21 protein-coding genes are annotated in these 20,645 nt (G+C 74.0%); 14 read left to right on the top strand and 7 right to left on the bottom strand.

All coding sequences use genetic code 11. The features are described 5' to 3' along the window. Window positions 1-51: 51 nt before the first annotated feature. The 3 genes from tuf to ACFY0D_RS29955 all read left to right on the top strand — a co-directional run bounded on the left by tuf (window position 52) and on the right by ACFY0D_RS29955 (window position 3,088). Window positions 52-1,233, top strand: coding sequence for an elongation factor Tu (tuf, locus tag ACFY0D_RS29965; protein WP_390801140.1), 1,182 nt, complete (start codon window positions 52-54; stop codon window positions 1,231-1,233). A 91-nt stretch (window positions 1,234-1,324) separates the two neighbouring features. Further along, entirely contained in the window at window positions 1,325-2,185 is an 861-nt protein-coding gene (locus ACFY0D_RS29960; protein ID WP_390801139.1) for a patatin-like phospholipase family protein, read from the top strand. A 111-nt stretch (window positions 2,186-2,296) separates the two neighbouring features. Next, window positions 2,297-3,088 carry a spermidine synthase gene (locus tag ACFY0D_RS29955; protein ID WP_390801174.1) on the top strand — a complete coding sequence of 264 codons (792 nt, stop codon included), beginning with the start codon at window positions 2,297-2,299 and terminating at the stop codon, window positions 3,086-3,088. 35 nt (window positions 3,089-3,123) lie between these two features. Here the strand turns inward: ACFY0D_RS29955 and ACFY0D_RS29950 are convergent, their stop codons facing one another. Then, entirely contained in the window at window positions 3,124-4,440 is a 1,317-nt protein-coding gene (locus tag ACFY0D_RS29950; protein ID WP_390801138.1) for an MFS transporter, read from the bottom strand. Between the two features lie 69 nt (window positions 4,441-4,509). Next, window positions 4,510-5,547 (bottom strand): hypothetical protein, encoded by a 1,038-nt coding sequence (locus tag ACFY0D_RS29945; RefSeq protein ID WP_390801137.1) that lies wholly within the window; start codon window positions 5,545-5,547, stop codon window positions 4,510-4,512. 96 nt (window positions 5,548-5,643) lie between these two features. Here ACFY0D_RS29945 and ACFY0D_RS29940 point away from each other — a divergent pair, with 96 nt between their 5' ends. From ACFY0D_RS29940 to ACFY0D_RS29920, 5 genes are all read left to right on the top strand, one after another. Continuing rightward, window positions 5,644-6,096 (top strand): DUF4442 domain-containing protein, encoded by a 453-nt coding sequence (locus ACFY0D_RS29940; protein WP_181382609.1) that lies wholly within the window; start codon window positions 5,644-5,646, stop codon window positions 6,094-6,096. A gap of 112 nt (window positions 6,097-6,208) precedes the next feature. Next, complete coding sequence (locus tag ACFY0D_RS29935) at window positions 6,209-6,409, top strand: DUF2191 domain-containing protein (protein ID WP_390801136.1); 201 nt, start codon at window positions 6,209-6,211, stop codon at window positions 6,407-6,409. Between the two features lie 115 nt (window positions 6,410-6,524). Beyond that, on the top strand, window positions 6,525-9,035 hold the full coding sequence (locus tag ACFY0D_RS29930; RefSeq protein ID WP_390801135.1) for a beta-glucosidase: 2,511 nt from the start codon (window positions 6,525-6,527) through the stop codon (window positions 9,033-9,035). A gap of 58 nt (window positions 9,036-9,093) precedes the next feature. Further along, entirely contained in the window at window positions 9,094-9,768 is a 675-nt protein-coding gene (locus ACFY0D_RS29925) for a DedA family protein (protein ID WP_390801134.1), read from the top strand. Next, the gene (locus tag ACFY0D_RS29920) at window positions 9,765-10,469 is read left to right on the top strand and encodes an ankyrin repeat domain-containing protein (RefSeq protein WP_390801133.1); all 705 of its coding nucleotides are present in this window, start codon (window positions 9,765-9,767) and stop codon (window positions 10,467-10,469) included. Before ACFY0D_RS29925 ends, ACFY0D_RS29920 begins: the two co-directional genes overlap by 4 nt. Here the strand turns inward: ACFY0D_RS29920 and ACFY0D_RS29915 are convergent. Further along, window positions 10,466-11,011 carry a gamma carbonic anhydrase family protein gene (locus ACFY0D_RS29915; RefSeq protein ID WP_301372601.1) on the bottom strand — a complete coding sequence of 182 codons (546 nt, stop codon included), beginning with the start codon at window positions 11,009-11,011 and terminating at the stop codon, window positions 10,466-10,468. The genes ACFY0D_RS29920 and ACFY0D_RS29915 overlap by 4 nt on opposite strands. Window positions 11,012-11,149: 138 nt before the next feature. Here ACFY0D_RS29915 and ACFY0D_RS29910 point away from each other — a divergent pair, with 138 nt between their 5' ends. Continuing rightward, window positions 11,150-11,896, top strand: coding sequence for an acyltransferase (locus ACFY0D_RS29910; protein WP_390801132.1), 747 nt, complete (start codon window positions 11,150-11,152; stop codon window positions 11,894-11,896). Window positions 11,897-11,911: 15 nt separating this feature from the next. Here the strand turns inward: ACFY0D_RS29910 and ACFY0D_RS29905 are convergent, their stop codons facing one another. Then, complete coding sequence (locus ACFY0D_RS29905) at window positions 11,912-12,778, bottom strand: EamA family transporter (protein ID WP_390801131.1); 867 nt, start codon at window positions 12,776-12,778, stop codon at window positions 11,912-11,914. Window positions 12,779-12,882: 104 nt separating this feature from the next. On the opposite strand from ACFY0D_RS29905, the gene ACFY0D_RS29900 reads away from it, so the two are divergent. Beyond that, window positions 12,883-13,527: a cupin domain-containing protein gene (locus tag ACFY0D_RS29900; protein WP_390801173.1), complete on the top strand. Its 645-nt coding sequence runs from the start codon at window positions 12,883-12,885 to the stop codon at window positions 13,525-13,527. On the opposite strand, the gene ACFY0D_RS29895 is transcribed toward ACFY0D_RS29900, so the two are convergent. Further along, window positions 13,524-13,928: a CoA-binding protein gene (locus tag ACFY0D_RS29895; protein WP_314251420.1), complete on the bottom strand. Its 405-nt coding sequence runs from the start codon at window positions 13,926-13,928 to the stop codon at window positions 13,524-13,526. The genes ACFY0D_RS29900 and ACFY0D_RS29895 overlap by 4 nt on opposite strands. Before the next feature lie 166 nt (window positions 13,929-14,094). Between ACFY0D_RS29895 and ACFY0D_RS29890 the strand changes: the two genes are divergently transcribed. After that, window positions 14,095-14,649 (top strand): hypothetical protein, encoded by a 555-nt coding sequence (locus ACFY0D_RS29890; RefSeq protein WP_390801130.1) that lies wholly within the window; start codon window positions 14,095-14,097, stop codon window positions 14,647-14,649. On the opposite strand, the gene ACFY0D_RS29885 is transcribed toward ACFY0D_RS29890, so the two are convergent. Further along, window positions 14,638-15,165: a hypothetical protein gene (locus ACFY0D_RS29885; RefSeq protein WP_390801129.1), complete on the bottom strand. Its 528-nt coding sequence runs from the start codon at window positions 15,163-15,165 to the stop codon at window positions 14,638-14,640. The two genes, ACFY0D_RS29890 and ACFY0D_RS29885, sit on opposite strands and share 12 nt — an antisense overlap. A 70-nt stretch (window positions 15,166-15,235) precedes the next feature. Here ACFY0D_RS29885 and ACFY0D_RS29880 point away from each other — a divergent pair, with 70 nt between their 5' ends. The 3 genes from ACFY0D_RS29880 to ACFY0D_RS29870 all read left to right on the top strand — a co-directional run bounded on the left by ACFY0D_RS29880 (window position 15,236) and on the right by ACFY0D_RS29870 (window position 20,125). Continuing rightward, window positions 15,236-15,862, top strand: coding sequence for a YigZ family protein (locus ACFY0D_RS29880; protein ID WP_301372608.1), 627 nt, complete (start codon window positions 15,236-15,238; stop codon window positions 15,860-15,862). 85 nt (window positions 15,863-15,947) lie between these two features. Further along, entirely contained in the window at window positions 15,948-17,117 is a 1,170-nt protein-coding gene (locus ACFY0D_RS29875) for an exonuclease SbcCD subunit D (protein ID WP_390801128.1), read from the top strand. Then, window positions 17,114-20,125, top strand: a complete 3,012-nt coding sequence (locus ACFY0D_RS29870) for an AAA family ATPase (RefSeq protein WP_390801127.1) — start codon at window positions 17,114-17,116, stop codon at window positions 20,123-20,125. Before ACFY0D_RS29875 ends, ACFY0D_RS29870 begins: the two co-directional genes overlap by 4 nt. Here the strand turns inward: ACFY0D_RS29870 and ACFY0D_RS29865 are convergent. Beyond that, window positions 20,115-20,561, bottom strand: a complete 447-nt coding sequence (locus ACFY0D_RS29865; RefSeq protein ID WP_390801126.1) for an Lrp/AsnC family transcriptional regulator — start codon at window positions 20,559-20,561, stop codon at window positions 20,115-20,117. The two genes, ACFY0D_RS29870 and ACFY0D_RS29865, sit on opposite strands and share 11 nt — an antisense overlap. Window positions 20,562-20,645 lie beyond the last annotated feature (84 nt).

Raw genomic sequence — 20,645 nt, 5'->3', positions numbered from 1 at the left:
GTCGGCTCGACCTCGGGGTCCCGTTCCAGCTTCCAGACACGGGAATGAATCATGGCCAAGACGGCCTTCGTGCGCACCAAGCCGCACCTCAACATCGGCACCATGGGTCACGTCGACCACGGCAAGACCACCCTCACCGCCGCCATCACCAAGGTCCTCGCCGAGCACGGCGGCGCCTCCTTCGTGCCCTTCGACCGCATCGACCGGGCCCCCGAGGAGTCCCGGCGCGGCATCACCATCAACCTCACGCACGTCGAGTACGAGACCGACACCCGGCACTACGCCCACGTGGACATGCCCGGTCACGCCGACTACATCAAGAACATGGTCACGGGCGCCGCCCAACTCGACGGCGCGATCCTCGTCGTCTCCGCGCTCGACGGGGTCATGCCACAGACCGCCGAGCACGTGCTCCTCGCCCGGCAGGTCGGCGTCGACCACATCGTGGTGGCGCTCAACAAGGCCGACGCCGGGGACCCCGAGCTGACCGACCTGGTCGAGCTGGAGGTCCGCGAGCTGCTCACCGCGCACGGATACGGCGGTGACGGCGCGCCGGTCGTACGGGTCTCCGGACTCGGGGCGCTGGAGGGCGACCCGCGGTGGACGGAGGCGATCCAGGCGTTGCTGGACGCGGTGGACACGTACGTACCGACCCCGGTGCGCTACACGGACGCGCCGTTCCTGCTGCCGGTGGAGAACGTGCTGACCATCACCGGGCGCGGCACCGTCGTGACGGGCGCCGTCGAGCGCGGCACCATACGGCTCGGGGACCGCGTGGCGGTCCTCGGCGGAGACGGCGAGCCGGCCCTGACGGTCGTCACCGGGCTGGAGACCTTCGGGAAGCCGATGGAGTCCGCCGAGGCCGGGGACAACGTCGCGCTGCTGCTGCGCGGGGTGCCGCGCGACGGCGTGCGCCGCGGGCACGTGGTGGCCGCGCCCGACAGCGTGACGCCGCAGCGCCGTTTCACCGCGCAGGTGTACGTGCTCTCCGGGCGCGAGGGCGGCCGTACGACACCGGTCGCCAGCGGCTACCGGCCGCAGTTCTACATCCGCACCGCCGACGTGGTGGGGGACGTCGACCTGGGTGAGGCCGCCGTGGCCCGGCCCGGGGAGACGGTCACGATGACCGTCGAGCTCGGCCGGGACGTCCCGCTGGAGTCGGGGCTCGGCTTCGCGATCCGCGAGGGCGGGCGGACCGTCGGCGCGGGGACGGTGACGGCCGTACTGGGGTGACCCGGGCCTGATTTGGACCCCTCTGTGGTGGCGGTGGCCTGGCTGCGCCAGACTGCCGTCACCACAGGCATGAGCGGAGGGGCGGGCGGACATGAGCGCGGACACGGCACTGGTGCTCGGCGGCGGGGGACTGACCGGCATCGGCTGGGAGTGCGGAATCCTGTACGGCCTCGCCCGCGCAGGCGTGGACCTCACCACGGCGGACCTGGTCGTCGGCACCTCGGCCGGTTCGGTGGTCGGGGCGCAGCTCACCTCCGGAATGCTCACCGCGCAGGAGCTGTACGAGCGTCAGCTCGGGGACCCCGCCGGGGAGGCCACGGCGAAACTGGGGGCCGGCCTCCTCGCCCGGTACGCCGTCGCGATGGCGCGCTCGCGCACCGCCACGGCCTACCAGCAGCGGGTCGGCGCCATGGCGCTGGCCGCCGACACCGGCGGTGAGGCCGAGCGGCGCAAGGTGCTGGCCGCCCGGCTGGTCTCGCACGAGTGGCCCGAGCGGCGGCTCGTCGTCACGGCGGTGGACGCGCTCAGCGGTGAGCTCAAGGCGTTCGAACGGGGGAGCGGCGACGGGCTCGTCGACGCGGTCTCGGCGAGCTGCGCGGTGCCCGGGGTGTGGCCGCCGGTCACGGTCGGCGGCCGCCGCTTCATCGACGGCGGAATCCGCTCCGCCACCAATGCGGATCTGGCCGCCGGCTACGCGCGCGTGGTGATCCTCGCCCCGATGTCGCTCGGCTCCGGGCTGGTCCCCTCGCCGTCGGCGCAGGCCGATCGGCTGCGCAAGGCGGGCGCGCGGGTCCTGCTGATCACCCCGTCGACGGCCGCCCGCAAAGCCTTCGGGCGCAACGTGCTGGATCCGGCGCGGCGGGATCCGGCCGCCCGGGCGGGCCTGGTCCAGGCCGAGGAGCACGCGGGGGAGACGGCGGCGGTCTGGTCGGCCGGGGCCGGGGCCGCCTGAGGGCCGTGCGAGGGCTGTTCGAAGCCCGCCCGGGCGCTGCCGGACAATGGAGCGGTGAGCGACGAACAGATCCCGGTCGTCCGGGACGTGGGCCAGGGCACCGCCAAGCTGATGCCGGACGTGGACCGGGACCGGGCCTGGCTGCTGACCGTCGACGGGGCCCCGCAGTCGTATGTGGACCTGGACGATCCGCAGCACCTGGAATTCGAGTACGTACGCCGCCTCGCGCACGTCCTGGACTGCGCCGCCGAGCCGGGGCTCGCGCTGGACCTCCTGCACCTCGGCGGCGGCGCGCTCACCCTGCCCCGCTACGCCGCGGCCACCCGGGCCGGCTCCCGGCAGACGGTCGTCGAGTTCGACGCGGGCCTGGTCGACCTCGTGGCCGGGCACCTGCCGCTCGCCGCGGGCTCCGGGGTCACCGTGCACACCGCCGACGCCCGCGCCTGGCTGGAGACGGCGCCCGCGGCGAGCGTGGACCTGGTGGTGGCCGACGTGTTCGGCGGCTCGCGGGTGCCGGCGCAGCTGACGTCGGTGGAGTACGCCCGGGCGGCCGCGCGGGTGCTGCGGCCCGGGGGGCTGTACGCGGCGAACCTGGCCGACGGGGCACCCTTCGACTTCCTGCGGGCGCAGGTGGCGAACTTCGCCGAGGCGTTCGCGGAGCTGGCGCTGATCGCCGAGCCGGCGGTGCTGCGGGGGCGGCGGTTCGGGAACGCCGTCCTGCTGGCCTCCGACGCCCCTCTGGAGGTCGGCGCGCTCGCCCGCAGGTGCGCGGCCGATGCGTTTCCCGCCAGGGTGGAGTACGGGGACGGGCTGGTGCGGTTCAGGAAGGGCGCGTCGCCGGTGGCCGACGCGGACGCGGCCCCTTCCCCGGCGCCGCCGGAGGGCGCGTTCAGCCTGGGGTGAGCGGCCTGGGGCGAGCGGCCGGGGCCGGCGCTGCGTCAGCGGCCGACGGCGTCGGCGGGGGTCTGCTCGGCCGGGGCCGCGGCGGCCCCGGCGACCGTCTTGCCGTGCGCCCTGCGGGTCATGCGGCGGACGTCCGGGACCAGCAGGACGAGGGCGGTGGGCACGACCACCAGGACCGCGCAGCCCCACAGGGCCTGGGTGCGCCCGAAGGCCGATTCGGCGGGCCCGGCCAGGGCGGTGGCCAGCGGAAGCATCGACACCGAGCCGAACCAGTCGTAGGCGGTGACCCGGGAGAACTTCTCCTCCGGGATCTCCTGGTGCATGGCGGTCATCCAGTTCACGCCGAAGACCTCGATCGCGGCACCGCTCACGAACATCACCACGCACAGCCCCCACACGGGCAGCGGCACGGCGAGCCCCGCCGAGGGCAGCGCCAGCGGGAACACGCACAGGGTGCCGACGAGCAGCAGACGGCGCGGTTTCCACACCATCATCAGGACGGCCCCGGCGATGGTGCCGACACCGAAGAAGGCCAGGGCCACGCCCCAGGGCGCGGGCCCGCCCAGCTGGTCCCGGGCGACCAGCGGTCCGTAGACCGCGTCGGCGGCGCCGACGACGGCCACCACGACGGAGAACTGGAGCACGATGCTCCACAGCCAGGGGCGGGTCCGGACCTCCACCCAGCCCTCGCGCAGATCGGCCAGCAGGCCGCCGCCGGGGGCCCGGTCGGGCACGTGGCTGACGTCGAGGAAGGTCCGCAGGGCGCCGGCGACGGCGAAGGCCGCGGCGTCGGCGGCCAGGACCCAGCCCGGGCCCACCGCGGCGATCATCGCTCCGCCGAGGGCCGCGCCGCCGATGCCGGCGCCGTTGATCGCCATGCGGAAGAGCGCGAAGGCCCGGTTGGAGTGTTCGCCCGAGACGGTGGAGAGCAGCATGCCCTCGGCCGCGGGATTGAAGAAGGCCGTGCCGGTGCCGCACAGGGCGGTCAGCAGCATCATCTGCCACAGCTGGGGTTCGCCCGCGAGGACGAGGACGGCGAAGGCGGCCTGAGAGAGGCAGTTCAGGACGTTGGCCGCGACCATCACGCGGTGGCGGGGCAGCCGGTCGGCGATGGCGCCGCCGATGAGAAGGAAGAGGACGAGCGGCAGCGTGCGGGCGGCCGCGATCAGGCCCACGTCGCCGACGGACCCGCCGGCTTCCATGACCGCGAAGGCGGCCGCGATGTGTGCTCCGTGGCTCCCCAGGTTCGTGATGATCGCCGCACCCGTGAGCAGGCTGTAGTTGCGGCCGGCCCAGTCGGGTCGGCGGCGGTTCGCGGGCGTACGGGGTGTTGCGGTGCGGGGAGAGCTCACCCCCGGACTATCCCCGCCCCGGGCCGAGAATCCAAACGGATTGCCGGCCCGGGACACGGGACGCGGGGATCACGGGGTGGTGAGCCGGATGGAACTGATGATCTTGTCGGATACCTCGGTCGGAACCTCGTCCTTCACGCCGGCCGCGCTGATGAGCACGAAGCTGGCGAAGTCACCGACGGCGTTCTTGAAGCCGAAGCCGACCGTCTTGCCGTCGGTGGAGCACTTGTGCTCCTTCTTCAGGTTCGGAGCGGTCACCACGATCAGGTGGCCCTTGATCCCGGAGGAGGTCGTGTACTCCTTGGGAGCGCCCACCTTGACCGTTCCCTTGGGCTCCTTCTGGGCGAAGGCCGCCCAGGCCCAGGCACTGGTGTTGTCGGTCGCCACCTGTGCGGTGTCCTTGGCGCCCTGGGCGCCCTTGATGCCGGTGTCCGCGAGGGAGAACTTCTCGGCCCTGCCGTCCGCGTCCTTGTCGACCGTGCACCACTCCTCCTTGAGGGTGGCGGTGCCGGTCATCGTGATGAGGGGCGTGCCGTCGTTCTTGACCTCGTCGTGGAAGGAGAGGATCGCGCCGGTTTCGTTGACGTTCCACTCGGCGGGCACGTCGTAACTGACGCCGTACTTCGTGTTGACGACGACCTTCCAGCCCGGGATGACGGGCTGGGCGCTGCCGCCGGCCCGCGGGTTCGGGCTGCTGCCGGCCGGGGCGGGTGCCTCGGAGGCCGGCGCCGAGGGGCTGACCGCCGGCTTGTCGTCGGCCTCGGTCTTCTTGTCGTCCCGGGTCAGGACGAACGCGCCGGTCGCGGCGGCCGCCACGACGACGGCGGCCGCGGCGACGATCGCCACGGTCCTGGTCGAGTAGGGACTCCCGCCGCCGCCGCTGCCGGCGGCGGGCTGGGGCGGCTGAGGCAGCTGGGGCTGGCCCCACTGCTGGCCGGGAACCCCCTGGGGCTGCTGGTATCCCGGCTGCTGCGGGTATCCGTATCCGGGCTGCTGCTGGTACGGGTTCGGCTGCCCCGGCTGTCCCGGCTGCTGCTGGTACGGGTTCTGTTGCGCGTCCTGAGGGTTCTGTTCGCCCCCGGGCGGCTGCTGCTGTCCTGGCCACATGGCCGGTAACGATAGTGGCCGTGGAGGCGGGGAGCCACGGCCGCCCCCGTGGGAGCTCTGGTCAACGAGGACTACTCGTGGGTAACATCGCGTCCCATGAGCGCAGATCAGATGAACGTGGGCGAACTGCTCGCCGCGACCGTACCGATGGCCCGGACCCTGAACCTCCAGTTCCTGGAGACGACCCCCGAGCGCGCGGTCGTCCGGCTTCCGGACCAGCCCGACTACCACAACCACGTCGGCGGCCCGCACGCCGGCGCGATGTTCACCCTCGCCGAGTCCGCGAGCGGCGCGATCGTCCTGGCCGCCTTCGGCGACCAGCTCTCGCGCGCCGTCCCGCTCGCCGTGAAGGCCGAGATCGGCTACAAGAAGCTCGCCAAGGGCGTCGTGACCGCCACCGCCACCCTCGGCCGCCCGGCCGCGGAGGTCATCGCCGAACTCGACGCCGGCGGCCGCCCCGAGTTCCCCGTCACCATCGCCATCCAGCGCGAGGACGAGGCCGTGACCGGCGAGATGACGGTCGTCTGGACCCTGCGTCCCAACGCGTGACGACCGGCGCACGTCAACCCCTGCGGCCACGGTCCGCCACGTCCTGAGCTCCGCCACGTCCTGAGCTCCGCCACGTCCTGAGCTCCGTCGCACGACGACGGAGGGAACGCCCGTGGCCAAGGCCGACCTCAGCCTCGACGCCGAGCTCGTGGTGGACGTGATGGTGCTCGCCGGAGTCGGCTCGCCGCAGGACGCGGTGGAGGCCGTCGTACGGGACCACACCGCGCGCGGCCACCGCGCCGGGGCACGGGTGCAGCGCCGGGACGAGACCCGGCGCGGCGCCGACAGCGCGCCGCCGCTGCCGGAGGGCTGAACCTCGGCGCCGCGGTGGCGCGTCTCGGCCGACCCGGCGGGCGCGCGGCGCACAGTGGGCGCGGGAGCGGTCCGGCGCGGGCCGCTCCCGCCGACCCACGCCGCAGGGAGCGCCCATGAGCGAGGCCGTGTCCAGACGTTCCGCGATGCGACTGCTCGCGGCGGCGGGCACGGCGGGCACGGCCCTCGGAGCGGGCGCCTGCGCGCCCGGGGTGCCGCCGGGCGCGGGAGCCCGTAAGGCGCCGCCCGCCGCACCGGCCGCCGCCGAGGCCAAGGGCGCCGCGCGCATCGACGCCCTGCTGGAGCGCCTCACCCTCGACGAGAAGACCAGCCTGCTGCACGGAGCCCCCGATCCCACCTCCCTCGGCCAGGCCGGCTACGTGCCCGGCGTACCGCGCCTGGGCATCCCGGCGCTGCGCCTCGCCGACGGGCCCGCCGGGGTACGGGTCGCCCGACCCGCCACCGCGCTGCCCGCGCCGGTCCTGCTCGCCTCCGCCTTCGACCCGGCGCTGGCCCGCGAGTACGGCCGTGTCATCGGCCGCGAGGGCCGGGCGCTCGGCCAGGACGTCCTGCTGTCACCCATGGTCAACCTCATCCGCACCCCGTACGCGGGCCGGAACTTCGAGACCTTCGCCGAGGACCCGCAGCTGACCGCCGACCTGGTGGGCGAGATGATCCGCGGCATCCAGGACGAGGGCCTCATCGCCACCGTCAAGCACTTCGCCCTCAACAACCAGGAGCACGGCCGCGACACCGTCGACGTGATCGCCGCCGAGCAGACCCTCCACGAGACCGAGCTGCGGGGCTTCGAGGCCGCCGTGGCAGCCGGCGCGGGCGCCGTCATGGGCGCCTACAACAAGGTCAACGGCGTCCACGCCTGCGAGAGCAAGGCGCTGCTCGACGAACTGCTGCGCGGCAGCTGGGGGTTCGACGGCTGGGTGATGTCCGACTGGGACGCCACCCACAGCACCGTCGCCGCCATCGGCGCCGGCCTCGACATGGAGATGCCCGGCGGCACCCACTTCGGCGGACCGCTGCGCGAGGCGGTGCGCGGCGGCTCCGTACCGCAGGACGCCGTCGATCTCGCCGTCCACCGGATCCTGACCACCATGGACCGCTTCGGGCTGCTCGCGGCCCCGCCCGCCGCCCGGCCCCCGCGCGACGCCGCCGCCGGGGCGCGGACCGCCCGCAAGGTGGCCACCGCGGGAGCGGTGCTGCTGCGCAACGAACACGGCACCCTGCCCCTGACCGGCGCCGCCGCCCGCTCGATCGCGGTGATCGGACCGACCGGCCAGGTGCCCTTCGTCGGCGGCGGGGGCAGCGCGCACGTGGTCCCCGACGGGGCGGCCGCCCCGCTCACCGCCATCCGGCGGCGGGCCGGGAACGGTTCGACCGTCCGCTACGCCCTCGGTGAGGACCTGTACGGGCGGCCGCTCCCGGCGAAGCTGCTGATCCCGGCCGCCGACCTGGAGGCGCGGGCCGTGGACCCCGGGCGGGTCTGGAGCCACGAGGGGGAGTTCCGCCTCGCGGACGACGACGAGTGGACCCTGCTCGTCCACTACACCGGGAAGCGGCCCGTCGTACGCCTCGACGGGGAGGAGCTGTTCCCCGTCCGCCAGGGCGTGGCCGAGTACTTCGCCGGCGGCCTGCTCGGCTCCGCACCCGACGGGATGAGCGTCCGCCGCACCACCCTCGCCCTCAAGGCGGGTGCCCACCGGCTCGCCGTGACCGCCGAGGGCGGGGACAAGGGCCAGCGCTTCCGGATCCGGCACACCACCGGGGCGATCCGCGCCGCGGACCTCGCCGAGGCCGTGAAGACCGCGAAGTCGGCCCGCAGCGTGGTGCTGTTCGCCTACGAGGACGCCACCGAGGGCCGGGACCGGACCTCCCTGGCACTCCCTGGCGGGCAGGAGCGGCTGATCGAGGCGGTGGCCGCCGCGAACCCCCGTACGACCGTCGTGCTCAACACTTCCTCCAGTACGACGATGCCGTGGCTCTCCCATACCGGAGCGGTCCTCCAGATGTACTACCCGGGCCAGGAGGGCGCGGGAGCCACGGCCGATCTCCTCTTCGGGGACGTGGACCCCGGAGGCCGCCTCACCCAGACCTTCCCGGCCGACGAGCAGGCCACCCCGGTCGGCGGCGACCCGCTGCGCTACCCGGGCGTGGGCGGCCGGGAGGAGTACTCCGAGGGCATCCACGTCGGCCACCGCTGGTACGACGCCCAGCGGGTGACCCCGCTGTTCCCCTTCGGGCACGGGCTCTCGTACACCACCTGGCAGTACGAGAAGCTCACCGTCCGGCCGGAGCGGGGCGGGCTGCGCGTGGAGTTCACCGTCCGCAACACCGGGCGCCGCAAGGGCACCGAGGTGGCCCAGGTGTACGTCGGCCCGTCCGCGGAGCTGGAGCTCGACCAGCCGGTGCGCGCGCTGGCCGGCTACCGGCGACTGGTCCTGGCACCGGGCGAGGCGGAGCGGGTCACCCTCGACATCACGGCACGGGCGCTGTCGTCATGGGATCCGGAGCGGCATGCCTGGGTGCTGGGTTCCGGCCGACGGCAGGTGTTCGCGGGCCGTTCGTCGCGCGAACTGCCACTGAGGTCCAAGGCGGTCGTGACAAGCCGATAGGCTGCCCGTTCGGCGTGTCACAGGGGGCGCGCCGGGGACGACACGGGAGGACGTACCGGTGCACATCCAGGAATGGCTGGAGACGATTCCGGCGGTCAGCATCTATCTCCTGGTGGGTCTGGTCATCGGGCTGGAGAGCCTCGGCATCCCGCTGCCGGGAGAGATCATCCTGGTCAGCTCGGCGCTGCTGGCCTCGCAGCACGGGCAGATCGACCCCGTGATCCTGGGGCTCTGCGCGATCACCGGGGCGATCGTGGGCGACTCGATCGGCTACGCGATCGGCCGCCGGGGCGGCAAGCCGCTGCTGGAGCGGCTGGGCCGGCGTTTCCCCAAGCACTTCGGACCCCAGCAGGTGGCGCTGGCGGAACGCTCCTTCGAGAAGTGGGGCATGTGGGCCGTCTTCTTCGGACGGTTCGTGGCCCTGCTGCGGATCTTCGCCGGGCCGCTGGCGGGCGTACTGCACATGCCCTACTGGCGCTTCCTGGTCGCCAACGTCCTCGGTGGCATCCTCTGGGCCGGCGGCACCACGGCCGTCATCTACTCGGTCGGGATCGTCGCCGAGCCGTGGCTGAAGCGGTTCTCCTGGCTGGCTCTGGGCCTCGCCGTGCTGTTCGGGCTCGCGGTGACGCTCGTGGTGCGCAGCCGGATGAAGAAGGCGGCCGCGGCCGCCGGAGCAGCCGCGGAAACGGAGATCCCCTCGCAGCAGGCGGCCCGGGCCACCGTCGGCGAATGACGGCAGCGGAGCGACCGGAGTCCGACTGGTCCAACGAGGGCCGGGAGGACCACTACAACCCGCTGATCAACGGGCTGGGACGAGCGGCCGAGAGCGGCGACACGGCCTTGGTGCAGCGCCTGCTCGCCGGGGGAGCCGAGGTCGACGCCCATGTCAGCGGCGGCCGGAGGGCGCTGGACCTGGCCGTGTGCGCCGGGCACGCGGAGATCGTCCGGCTGCTCCTCGCGGCGGGCGCCGACCCCCGCCTCGACGCAGGTGCCTACGACGAGGCGACGCCGATGTGCCTGGCGGCGATGCACGGGGACACGGACGTCGCCCGGGCCCTCCTCGACGCGGGAGCCCCGCCCGGCGGTCCCGCCGGACGGATGCGCTACGTGCCGCTGGTCCTGGCGGCCACGCGCAGGGACCGCGAGCACACGGAGCTCGTGGACCTGCTGCTGGACCGGGGCGCCGACATCGAGGAGAAGATGAGGGACCGCACCGTGCTCGACTGGTCCGCCCGCTTCGGCTACCCGGACCTGGTGGAGCTGCTGCTCGCGCGGGGCGCCGTCCCCACCGAGCGGACCGTGCGGGAAGGGACGTCCGGGCAGGGGATCACCGCCCGCCGCGGACCCTTCTCGCACGACCCGGACTACAAGGCCGTCAGGACCCTGCTCGCAGCCGCGTGGGCGGCCCGGCAAGATCCGAAAGAGACGGCCTAGCCCTCCGGGGTCACCGACGCGCGGTGCTGCTTGGCCAGCTCCACGTACATCAGGGCGTTGACCTTGATGCCCTCGCGCTCCTCGTCGGTCAGTTCGCGGCGCACCTTGGCGGGCACGCCCGCCACCAGTGAGCCGGGCGGGACGACCATGCCCTGCGGGACCAGGGCCTGCGCGGCCACCAGCGAACCGGCGCCGATCACGGCGCCGTTCAGCACGGTCGCCCCCATGCCGATCAGGCAGTCGTCCTCGACGGTGCAGCCGTGCACGACGGCGTTGTGGCCGATGGAGACACGCTCGCCGATCGAGACCGGGAAGCCGGGGTCCACGTGCACCGTGCAGTTGTCCTGCACGTTGCTGTCGGCGCCGAGCGTGATCGGGCCGCAGTCGGCGCGCAGCACCGCCGAGTACCAGATGCTCGCGCCCGCGGCGAGGGTGACGTCGCCGACCACGACCGAGGTCGGAGCCGTGAAGGCCGTCGGGTCGATGTCCGGGTTCTTGCCGCCGACACCCGCCACGAGTGCCTGGGCCGCCTGGTGCGTCATGTTCTCTTCCTCTGCGTCCGTCGTCCGGTTGCCGCGCTAACGGCACCGTAGGCCACGCGTGCCGCCGCACCGGCGATGGGGTGAAGATCACAGGAGTGTGGCCGGGGCGAGCGGGGCCCGGCGCACTACCGTGGCCGGGTGCCGAAGAAACAGAACACGTTCTCATCTCTGACGGCCGCGCGCCGCCGGCTGGCGAGCCGCGTGGTCCACACCGGCTGGCGCTGGATGCAGCAGGCCGGTGCGGTCACCGCGCAGGCCCCGGGGCGGCTCAGGTTCGGTGCGATCGGGGACGGGACCCGGCTCGCCTTCCCACAGGGCACCGTCTTCGGCGAGCGGTGGATCCGGCTCGGCGGGCACTGCATCATCGGCGAGCAGGTCACCCTCACCGCCGGGATGATGCCGGACCTCGACCTGGGCTCCGAGCCGATGCTGGTGCTCGGCGACGGGGTGGTCATAGGCCGCAACAGCCATGTCATCGCCGACGCCCGGATCACCATCGGCTCGAACACCTTCTGCGGCCCAGGGGTCTACATCACGTCCACCAACCACAGCTACGACGACCCGCACGAGCCCGTCGGCCGGCAGTGGCCGCGCAGCGCACCCGTGGAGATCGGCCCGGGGTGCTGGCTCGGCACCGGCGCGGTGATCCTGCCGGGCGCGCGCCTCGGCCGCAACGTGGTGGTGGCCGCGGGCGCCGTCGTACGCGGCGAGGTCCCGGACCACGCCGTGGTGGCGGGGGCGCCGGCGCGCATCGTACGGCGCTGGGAGCCGGAGACGGGCTGGCAGCCGCCGCTGCGCACGCCGACGCCGGTGCCGATCCCCGACGGGATGACCCCGGAGCAGCTCCGCGGCCTCGCCGAGCTCGCGGAGGCCGAGCACTCTTAGGGGGTGTCCTGCCGGTCAGCCCGCAGCCAGGAGAACCGTTCCGGCGAGAGCCAGGCCGGCGCCCGCGGCCTGCACCGTGCGCAGCCGTTCCTTGAGTACGGCGAAGGCGGCGAGCGCGGTGATCACCGGGTAGAGCGAGGACAGTACGGCGGCCAGGGTGACCGGGCCGTTCTGGGCGGCTATGGAGTACGTGCCGTTCGCCGCGACGTCCGCGAGGCCGACGAAGGCCAGGGCGGGCAGCAGCCCCCACAGGAGCTTCGGGCCGGCGCCGGCCGGAAGGGCGGGTATGCCGCGCCGGGTCTGCGTCCACAGGGCGGCGCCACCCACGGCGACATTGGTGACGCGCTGTACGAACAGCGCGAGGAACAGTCCGGTGACGCTGCTGGACGCCTCCGAGATCAGGGCCATCACCGCGCCGAAGCCGAAGGCCGCGACCAGGGTGAGAATGACGGCCTGCCGCTGGACGGGCGCGCCGCGCAGCTCCGGGCCGCCCGCGAGGACGATGCCGACGACGGCCACCGCGATCCCCGCGAACTGGCCGAGGCCGGGCCGCTCGCCCAGGAGCAGCCCCGCGGTGACGGGCACGACCACGCCGAGGGAGCCCAGCGGCGAGACCACGCCCATCGGGCCGAGGGCCAGCGCCTTGTAGAAGCCGAGCATGGCGACCGGGCCGACCAGGCCCGCGCCGACCGCGAACCACAGCTGCGGACCGGCCTCCCGCCAGGCGCCGGTGCCGAGGACCACCGCGCCGAGCACGACCACGGTGACGACCTGGGAGACGACGACCACCGTGAGCGCCGGGATCCGGCGGGTCAGCAGCCCGCCGCCGAAGTCGGCGAGCCCCCACAGCACGGCTGTGGCCAGGGCGAAGAGGGCGGTCATGGGGCCTCGCAGTACAGTGCAGTGAACGTGGGAGTGCAGGATCGAATACAGAACACGTTAGTGCACTCTATTGGACTGTGTCATCCAAAATATTGGACGGAATGGTGTCGGACCTCGAACAGCTCACCCAGGCGCTCGCCCGTAACCTCAAGCGGTGGCGCGGCGAGCGCGGTTTCACCCTGGACTCCCTGGCGGCCCGCGCGGGAGTGAGCCGCGGGATGATCATCCAGATCGAGCAGGCCCGTACGAACCCCAGCGTGGGCACCACGGTCAGGCTCGCCGACGCGCTGGGCGTCAGCATCTCCGCGCTCCTCGACCACGACCGGGGCCCGCAGGTCCGAGTCGTCCCGCCGGACCAGGTGGTGCGGATCTGGTCCAGCGAGGCGGGCAGTTCGACGACGATGCTGATCGGCACCGACGAGCGTGGGCCGATGGAGCTGTGGACCTGGCACCTGGTGCCGGGCGAGGGGACGGACTCCGTCCCGCACCCGTCCGGCACCATCGAGATGCTGCACGTCACGGCCGGGGAGCTGACCCTGGTGGTCGGCGAGGAGGAATTCCGCGTCCCGGCCGGGGCCGCGGCCGCGTTCGAGGCGAACCTCGCGCACTCCTACCGCAACGACGGCTCCGTACCGATGGAGATGACCCTCGCGGTGTCGGTCCCGCCGGTCTCGGCACCGGTGCCCGCGCATGCCCCCGCACGCGCGCACGGGGTCGAAGGCAAGGGCACCGGCGCGTCCGCCGGCTAGAGCGCCGGGATCTCGATCGCGGGGCAGCGGTCCATGACCATCGTCAGCCCCGCCTCGCGGGTGCGGGCGTACGCGGCCTCGTCGATCACGCCGAGCTGGAACCAGACGGCCTCGGCGCCGACGGACGCCGCCTGGTCGGCGACGGGGCCGGCCAGCTCGCTGTTCACGAAGACGTCCACCACGTCCACCTTGAACGGGATGTCCGCCAGCGAGGCGTACCCGGGCTCACCGTGCACGGTCTCGGCCTTGGGGTGCACGGGGATCACGCGCTTGCCGAACCGCTGGAGCACACGGGCCACCCCGTAGGCCGCGCGGTCCTGGTTGTTCGAGAGCCCCACCACGGCCCAGGTGTCGCCGAGCTCGGTGAGGATCTTGCGGATGGTTGCCGGATCGCCGTACACGTGTGCCGCCTCCTGATGCCCTTGTCCCCGCCGGCCCTGTCCGCTGCTTCTCCACCGCCTCGGACCGGTCGGCGCTCAGCGGCGTCAACCGAAAACTCCCGGGCGCCATTCCCCCGGAGCCGCTCTGTACTCTGTCGATCCGTTCGAACGGTACGAGGGGCGGAACGTGGACAGGCTGGTGACGGGCTCCGTCGTGGAGGCCCTGCGCACGGGTGACGGCGAGGCGGTCCGCCTGTACGTGGCCGCCTGCGCCGAACGCATGGCGCCCCTGTTCATCGGCATGCGGGCGGGCATGCCGGACCGCGCAGCCGATCTCGACCTCTGCGTGGAGTCCGTGCACGGCCTCTGGTACGCGGACCGGCCACTGCCCGACGCCGCTGAGCGGGTGCGCGCGCTGGAGGGTTTCCCGGAACTGCGGCCGTGCGAAGAGGGCATCACCGATGTCGCCGGGACGTATGCCTTCTTCGGTGTCCTCGTCCTGCGCTACGCACTGCTGGCCAACGCCTCGGCGGCGGCCGACCACGCGCTGTCCTGCGGTCATGCCGCACTCACCGCGATGGGTCTGCTGGACCAGAACCTGGCCGGTGGCGCCGGCTTCCGGGCCGAGGAGGAAGCGCTGCAGGCCCGCTCGCTGAGCGGTGACGCCGCGGGCCTGTGGGAAGCGAGCGTCGCGTCGGGGCGCGAGAGGTTCCGGGCCGTGCTGGGCTGCCTACCCCGCTGACGGGTCCACGTTCCAGACCGGTGGCAGGGATGCGTCGCAGAAGACGCAGACGAAGTGCGCGTCCCGGACGATGTTCAGCTGCGCGCAGGCCGGGCAGCGGCGGAAGACCACCTCGTGGGTGAAGCCGACCGGGCGCAGGCCGAGTCCGGCCGCGTCCAGGGCGTCCGCGACGGCCGGCCACGAGCTCGTGTCCGGGCAGTATCCGGTCGACTGGTTGCTCACCGCACGGACCACCCACCGCCCGGCCTCCCGACCGAAGGTGATCTCCCCGGCGCTCAGCACCGCGCCGCCGCCGGCGCAAACCACGTGCTCGCTCCGCCGCGGCGCGAGCCGCAGCACACCGGCACGGTCCACGACGAACGTGACCGGCTCGGAGAGCTCGGCCGCCGCCGGACCCGAGGCCCAGTCCTCGAACTCCGCGGCCGAGCGGATGCTCCGGCCCTCGCCCTCCGGCCGGACGAGCGCCCTCAGCTCGGCCGGTCCCACGTACCGGTAGTGCCACCCCCGCAGCTCCATGTCCGCCAACCTACCCCCGGCCCTGCCACGGACGGGCGGGAGCCCGTTCTGCACCGCTTAGGGTGGTGAGGTGAAGGCAGACCAGTACGTGACGGTGGCCCGTGAGGGCGTGCACGAGTCCGAGATCAACCGCTCGCGCTTCCTGTGCTCGCTCGCGCCCGCCGCGACCGAGCAGGAGGCCCAGGACTTCGTCGCGCGCATCCGCAAGGAGCACCCCACCGCCACGCACAACTGCTTCGCCTACGTCGTCGGCGCGGACGCCTCCGTCCAGAAGGCCAGCGACGACGGCGAGCCCGGCGGCACCGCCGGGGTGCCCATGCTGCAGATGCTCATGCGCCGCGACATCCGCTACGCGGTCGCCGTCGTCACCCGCTACTACGGCGGCGTGAAGCTCGGCGCCGGCGGCCTGATCAGGGCCTACGGCGGGGTCGTCGGCGAGGCCCTCGACGAGCTCGGCACCGTCACCCGGCGCCGCTACCGGCTGGCCACCGTCACCGTCGACCACCAGCGGGCCGGCAAGACCCAGAACGATCTGCGCTCCACCGGCCGGACCGTGGTGGACCTGCGCTACGGGGCCGAGGTGGAGATCGAGGTGGCCCTCCCGGAGGCGGACCTGCCCGCCTTCGAGGCCTGGCTCGCCGACACCACCGCGGGCAGCGCCGGTCTCACCCTCGGCGGAGAGACGTACGCGCCCTAAGCGCCCCCGGGGACGGGTTAGCGTAGAGGGGTTCAGCGAGCGGGAGACGACCAGGGGGAGACGGCATGCGCGGCGGGGCCGGCGAGTGAAGTTCCTGCACACCTCCGACTGGCACCTCGGCCGGGCCTTCCACCGGGTCAACCTGCTGGGCGCCCAGGCGCTCTTCATCGACCACCTCGTCGAGACCGTGCGCGAGCGCGAGGTCGACGCCGTCCTCGTCGCCGGTGACATCTACGACCGGGCCGTGCCCCCGCTGTCCGCCGTCGAGCTGTACGACCGGGCCCTGCACCGCCTCGCCGACCTCGGCGTACCCACCGTGATGATCTCCGGCAACCACGACTCCGCGCGCCGCCTCGGCGTCGGCGCCGGGCTGATCGACCGGGCCGGGATCCACCTGCGGACCGACCCGGCCGGCTGCGCCGACCCCGTCGTCCTGGCCGACGTACACGGCGACGTGGCGCTGTACGGCCTGCCGTATCTGGAGCCCGCCCTGGTCAAGGACCAGTTCGGCGCGCAGAAGGTGAGCCACGAGGCGGTCCTCGGCGCCGCCATGGACCGGATCCGGGCCGACCTGGCCACCCGCGCGCCCGGCACCCGTTCGATCGTCCTCGCACACGCCTTCGTCACGGGCGGCCAGGCCAGTGACAGCGAACGCGACATCACCGTCGGCGGCGTCGAGGCCGTACCCGCCTCCGTCTTCGACGGCGTGGACTACGCCGCCCTCGGCCACCTCCACGGCTGCCAGACGATCGGCGAACGGGTCCGCTACTCCGGTTCCCCGCTCGCCTACTCCTTCTCCGAGGCCGGCCACCGCAAGACCATGTGGCTGATCGAACTCGGCGCGCAAGGCGAGATCGCCGCCGCCGAGCGCATCGGCACCCCCGTCCCGCGCGCCCTCGCCCGGCTCCGCGGACGGCTGGAGGACCTGCTGCAGGATCCGGCGCACCAGGTCCACGAGGACGCCTGGGTCGAGGCCACCCTCACCGACCCGGTCCGCCCCGACGACCCCATGGCACGCCTCGCCGCACGCTTCCCGCACACCCTCACCCTCGCCTTCGACCCCGAGGGCCGCCAGGACGAGACCGGCGCCTCCTACGCCCAGCGGCTCAAGGGCCGCAGCGACCAGGAGATCGCCGAGGACTTCGTCGCCCACGTGCGCGGCGGCGGCCACGCCGACGAGGCCGAACGGGCCGTCCTCCAGGGCGCCTTCGACGACGTACGCGCCGACGACAGCCACCGGGAGACCCACCGATGAGGCTGCACCGGCTGGCCGTGACCGCCTTCGGACCGTTCGCCGAGCCCCAGGAGATCGATTTCGACGCCCTGTCCGGCGCCGGCATCTTCCTCCTGCACGGACCCACCGGCGCCGGGAAGACCTCCGTGCTCGACGCCGTCTGCTACGCGCTCTACGGTTCCGTGCCCGGCCCCCGCCAGGCCCCCGGCACGAGCCTGCGCAGCGACCACGCCGCCGCCCACACCCCGACCGAGGTCACCCTCGAACTCACCGCGGGCGGCCGCCGCCTGGAGATCACCCGGCGGCCCGAACAGGAGCGCCCGAAGAAGCGCGGCACGGGCACCACCAAGGACAAGGCCCAGAGCTGGCTGCGCGAGCACACCGGCGCGGGCTGGGAGCCGCTCAGCCGCTCCCACCAGGAGATCGGCGAGGAGATCGAGCAGCTGCTCGGCATGAGCCGCGAACAGTTCTGCCAGGTCGTACTGCTGCCGCAAGGGGAGTTCGCGCGCTTCCTGCGCGCCGACGAGGCGGCCCGCGGCCGGCTGCTCGGCCGGCTCTTCGACACCCGCCGCTTCGCCGCCGTCGAGGCCCTGCTCGGCGAGCGCCGCCGGGCCGCCGAGGCCAGGGTCCGGGCCGGCGACGAGAAGGTGCTCCACACCGCCCAGCGGCTCGCCCAGGCCGCCGGGGACAGCGCCGACCTGCGGGCCTGGCCCATGCCCGGACACCAGCCGGGCGACCCCGGGCTCGCCGAGGCCGTCCGGGCCTGGGCGGCCGTCGCCCGGTGTGCGGCCCGCGAGCGCCTCGACGTCGCCGAGTACGCACTGGCCGCCGTCGAGAGCCGGCACGCCGCCGCCCGGCACGCGGCCGAGGACGCCCGGGAGCTCGACCGGCTGCAGCGCCGGCACGCGGAGACCCTCCGCCGGGCCGCCCTGCTCGCCGAGGCGGCGCCCGAGCGGGACCGGGTACGCGGCCTGCTGGACCGGGCCCGGCGCGGCGCCCTGGTGGCCCCCGCCCTGGAACTGCGCGGCGCCGCCTCCGCCGCACACCTCGCCGCCGCGCACGCCGAGACCTCCGCCCGCGCGCAGCTCCCGCCGACGCTGAAGGAGGCGGGAACCGAGCAGCTCGCCGACATCGAGCAACGGCTGCGCGAGGCCCTCGGCGCGCTCGGCGCGGCGCAGCGGACCGAACAGCGCAGCGCCGAGATCGGCCGTGAACGGGCCGACCTGGAACGGGAGTGCCGGGCGGCCGAGGAGCAGCACCAGGAGTCCGCCGAATGGCTGGAGCGCTGGGAGGCGACCCGGACGGCGCTGCAGGAGCGCGCGGACGCCGCCCAGCAGGCCGCCACCCTGGCCGAGCAGCTCGCGGGCCGGCTGGAACCCGCCCGCATGCAGCTGAACGCCGCCCGCCGCCGGGACGAGCTCGACGCCGACGCGGCGCGCGCCTCGGCCGAACTGCTCACCCTGCGCGAGGAGTCGGCCGCCGCCCGGGAGCGCTGGCTGGAGCTCAAGGAGGCCCGCCTGCGAGGGATCGCCGCCGAGCTCGCCGAGGCACTGGTGGCCGGGGAGGCCTGCACCGTGTGCGGGTCCGCGGAACACCCCGCTCCGGCCCGCCCCGCCCCCGGCCACGTGGACCGCGCGGCCGAGGACGCGGCCCACGCCCACTTCGAACGGGCCGAGCAGACCCGGGCCGCCGTCGAGCGCCGCCTCGCCGCCGCGCAGGAGGCCCGCGCCGAGGCCGCGGCCGCCGCCGGCGAGGCCACGACCGCCGAACTCCTGGACCTGACCGCCGACCTGAGCGCCCGCCATGCCGCCGCCCACGCCGCGGCCGCGGGCCTGCACGCCGCCCGCGAGCAGCTCGCCCGGGCCGAGCGGGAGCACGCCGCACGCAGCGCCAACCGGCAGGGCGCCGAGACCCGGGCAGCCGCCAGGGCCTCCCGGCGCGAGGCCCTGGACCGCGAACAGGCCGGGCTGGAGGCCGAACTCGCCCTCGTACGGGACGGCGCACCCAGCGTGGCGGCCCGCGCCCGCACCCTGGAGGACCGGGTCAGGATGGTCTCCGGCGCGGCCACCTCGCTACGCCGGGCCGAGACCACCGCGGCCCGGCTGAAGGAGGCCGACGACCAGCTCGCCGACGCCGCGTTCAAGGCCGGCTTCGACACCATCGAGGCCGCCGCCGACGCCGTGCTCCCCGAGTACGAGCGCACCGCGCTCCAGCACCGGCTGGACGCCTGGCAGACGGAGGAGGCCCTGCTGGCGGACCGCCGTCGCGAGACCGGCGCCGCCGAAGCCGCAGCCCTGCCTCCGGCCGCACCGGAGGCGGCCGAGGCGTACGAGGCCAGGGCCGCGGCGAAGCTTCGTACGGCAGGGTCGGCGGCCGACGCGGCCCGGGTGCGCTGCACCGAGCTCGACCGGCTCTCCCGGCAGGCCGAGCAGGAACTGCGCGCGCTCGGCCCGCTGCGCGAGGCCTACGACCGCGTCGCCCGGCTGGCCGGACTCACCGCGGGCACCTCCGCCGACAACGAGCGCAAGATGCGCCTGGAGGCCTACGTGCTGGCCGCCCGCCTGGAACAGGTGGCCGCCGCCGCGACGGTACGGCTGCTGCGCATGTCCGGCGGCCGCTACACCCTGGTCCACTCCGACGCGCGGGCGGGCGGACGCGGGCGCTCCGGCCTCGGGCTGCACGTGGTCGACGCCTGGACCGGCAGTGAGCGGGACACCGCCACCCTGTCGGGCGGCGAGACCTTCTTCGCCTCGCTCGCCCTGGCGCTCGGCCTCGCGGACGTGGTCACCGACGAGGCGGGCGGGATGCGCCTCGACACCCTCTTCATCGACGAGGGCTTCGGCAGCCTCGACGACCAGGCGCTGGACGAGGTGCTCGACGTCCTGGACTCGCTGCGCGAGCGGGACCGGAGTGTCGGCATCGTCAGCCACGTCGCCGACCTGCGGACGCGGGTCCAGGCCCAGCTGGAGATCGTCAAGCAGCGCGGCGGCTCCGTGGTGCGCCACCGGACGGCGGCGCTCACGGACTGAGCGGCCTGCGGGGCAGCGGAGAGGAGTAGACGATGCTCGTCGTCACCGAACCGAGCCCCGAGATACGGCCCGTGACCTCCTCCAGGTGCGACATCGAGCGGGTCGCGACCTTGAGGACGAAGCAGTCGTCGCCCGTGACGTGGTGGGCCTCCAGGATCTCCGGGGTGGCCTCCAGGAAGTCGTGGAAGGGCCTGTAGTTGCCGTGCGGGTAGCGCAGCCGCACCAGGGCGAGGATCGACTTGCCGAGCCTTTCCGGGTCCACCACCGCCGTGTAGCCGGTGATGATGCCGGTCTCCTCCAGCCGGCGGACCCGCTCGGTGACGGCGCTCGCGGACATGGACACGGAGCGGGCGAGCTCGGTGAAGCTGGCGCGGCCGTCCCGCTGGAGCGCTTCGAGGATCCGCCAGTCGGTGGCGTCAGGGGAATAGTCGGTCATGGTGCAGGTCTAGCAGGGGATTCCCCGGTCGGACAAGGAAAAGCCCGGGGAATCCTACTTCCGACGATGATCAACAGATCGTAG

It is taken from the genome of Streptomyces sp. NPDC001502, assembly GCF_042894785.1.
GTDB lineage: Bacteria > Actinomycetota > Actinomycetes > Streptomycetales > Streptomycetaceae > Streptomyces > Streptomyces kutzneri.
Note: the sequence above shows the minus strand (reverse complement) of the source record. Positions and strands in the feature narration are given on the sequence as shown.

Excerpts from the sequence above, each read along its gene's own strand:
- tuf (WP_390801140.1), top strand. The coding sequence starts at position 52 with ATGGCCAAGACGGCCTTCGTGCGCACCAAGCCGCACCTCAACATCGGC.
- ACFY0D_RS29960 (WP_390801139.1), top strand. The coding sequence starts at position 1,325 with ATGAGCGCGGACACGGCACTGGTGCTCGGCGGCGGGGGACTGACCGGC.
- ACFY0D_RS29955 (WP_390801174.1), top strand. The coding sequence starts at position 2,297 with ATGCCGGACGTGGACCGGGACCGGGCCTGGCTGCTGACCGTCGACGGG.
- ACFY0D_RS29945 (WP_390801137.1), bottom strand. The coding sequence starts at position 5,547 with ATGTGGCCAGGACAGCAGCAGCCGCCCGGGGGCGAACAGAACCCTCAG.
- ACFY0D_RS29940 (WP_181382609.1), top strand. The coding sequence starts at position 5,644 with ATGAGCGCAGATCAGATGAACGTGGGCGAACTGCTCGCCGCGACCGTA.
- ACFY0D_RS29930 (WP_390801135.1), top strand. The coding sequence starts at position 6,525 with ATGAGCGAGGCCGTGTCCAGACGTTCCGCGATGCGACTGCTCGCGGCG.
- ACFY0D_RS29920 (WP_390801133.1), top strand. The coding sequence starts at position 9,765 with ATGACGGCAGCGGAGCGACCGGAGTCCGACTGGTCCAACGAGGGCCGG.
- ACFY0D_RS29915 (WP_301372601.1), bottom strand. The coding sequence starts at position 11,011 with ATGACGCACCAGGCGGCCCAGGCACTCGTGGCGGGTGTCGGCGGCAAG.
- ACFY0D_RS29905 (WP_390801131.1), bottom strand. The coding sequence starts at position 12,778 with ATGACCGCCCTCTTCGCCCTGGCCACAGCCGTGCTGTGGGGGCTCGCC.
- ACFY0D_RS29885 (WP_390801129.1), bottom strand. The coding sequence starts at position 15,165 with ATGGAGCTGCGGGGGTGGCACTACCGGTACGTGGGACCGGCCGAGCTG.
- ACFY0D_RS29870 (WP_390801127.1), top strand. The coding sequence starts at position 17,114 with ATGAGGCTGCACCGGCTGGCCGTGACCGCCTTCGGACCGTTCGCCGAG.
- ACFY0D_RS29865 (WP_390801126.1), bottom strand. The coding sequence starts at position 20,561 with ATGACCGACTATTCCCCTGACGCCACCGACTGGCGGATCCTCGAAGCG.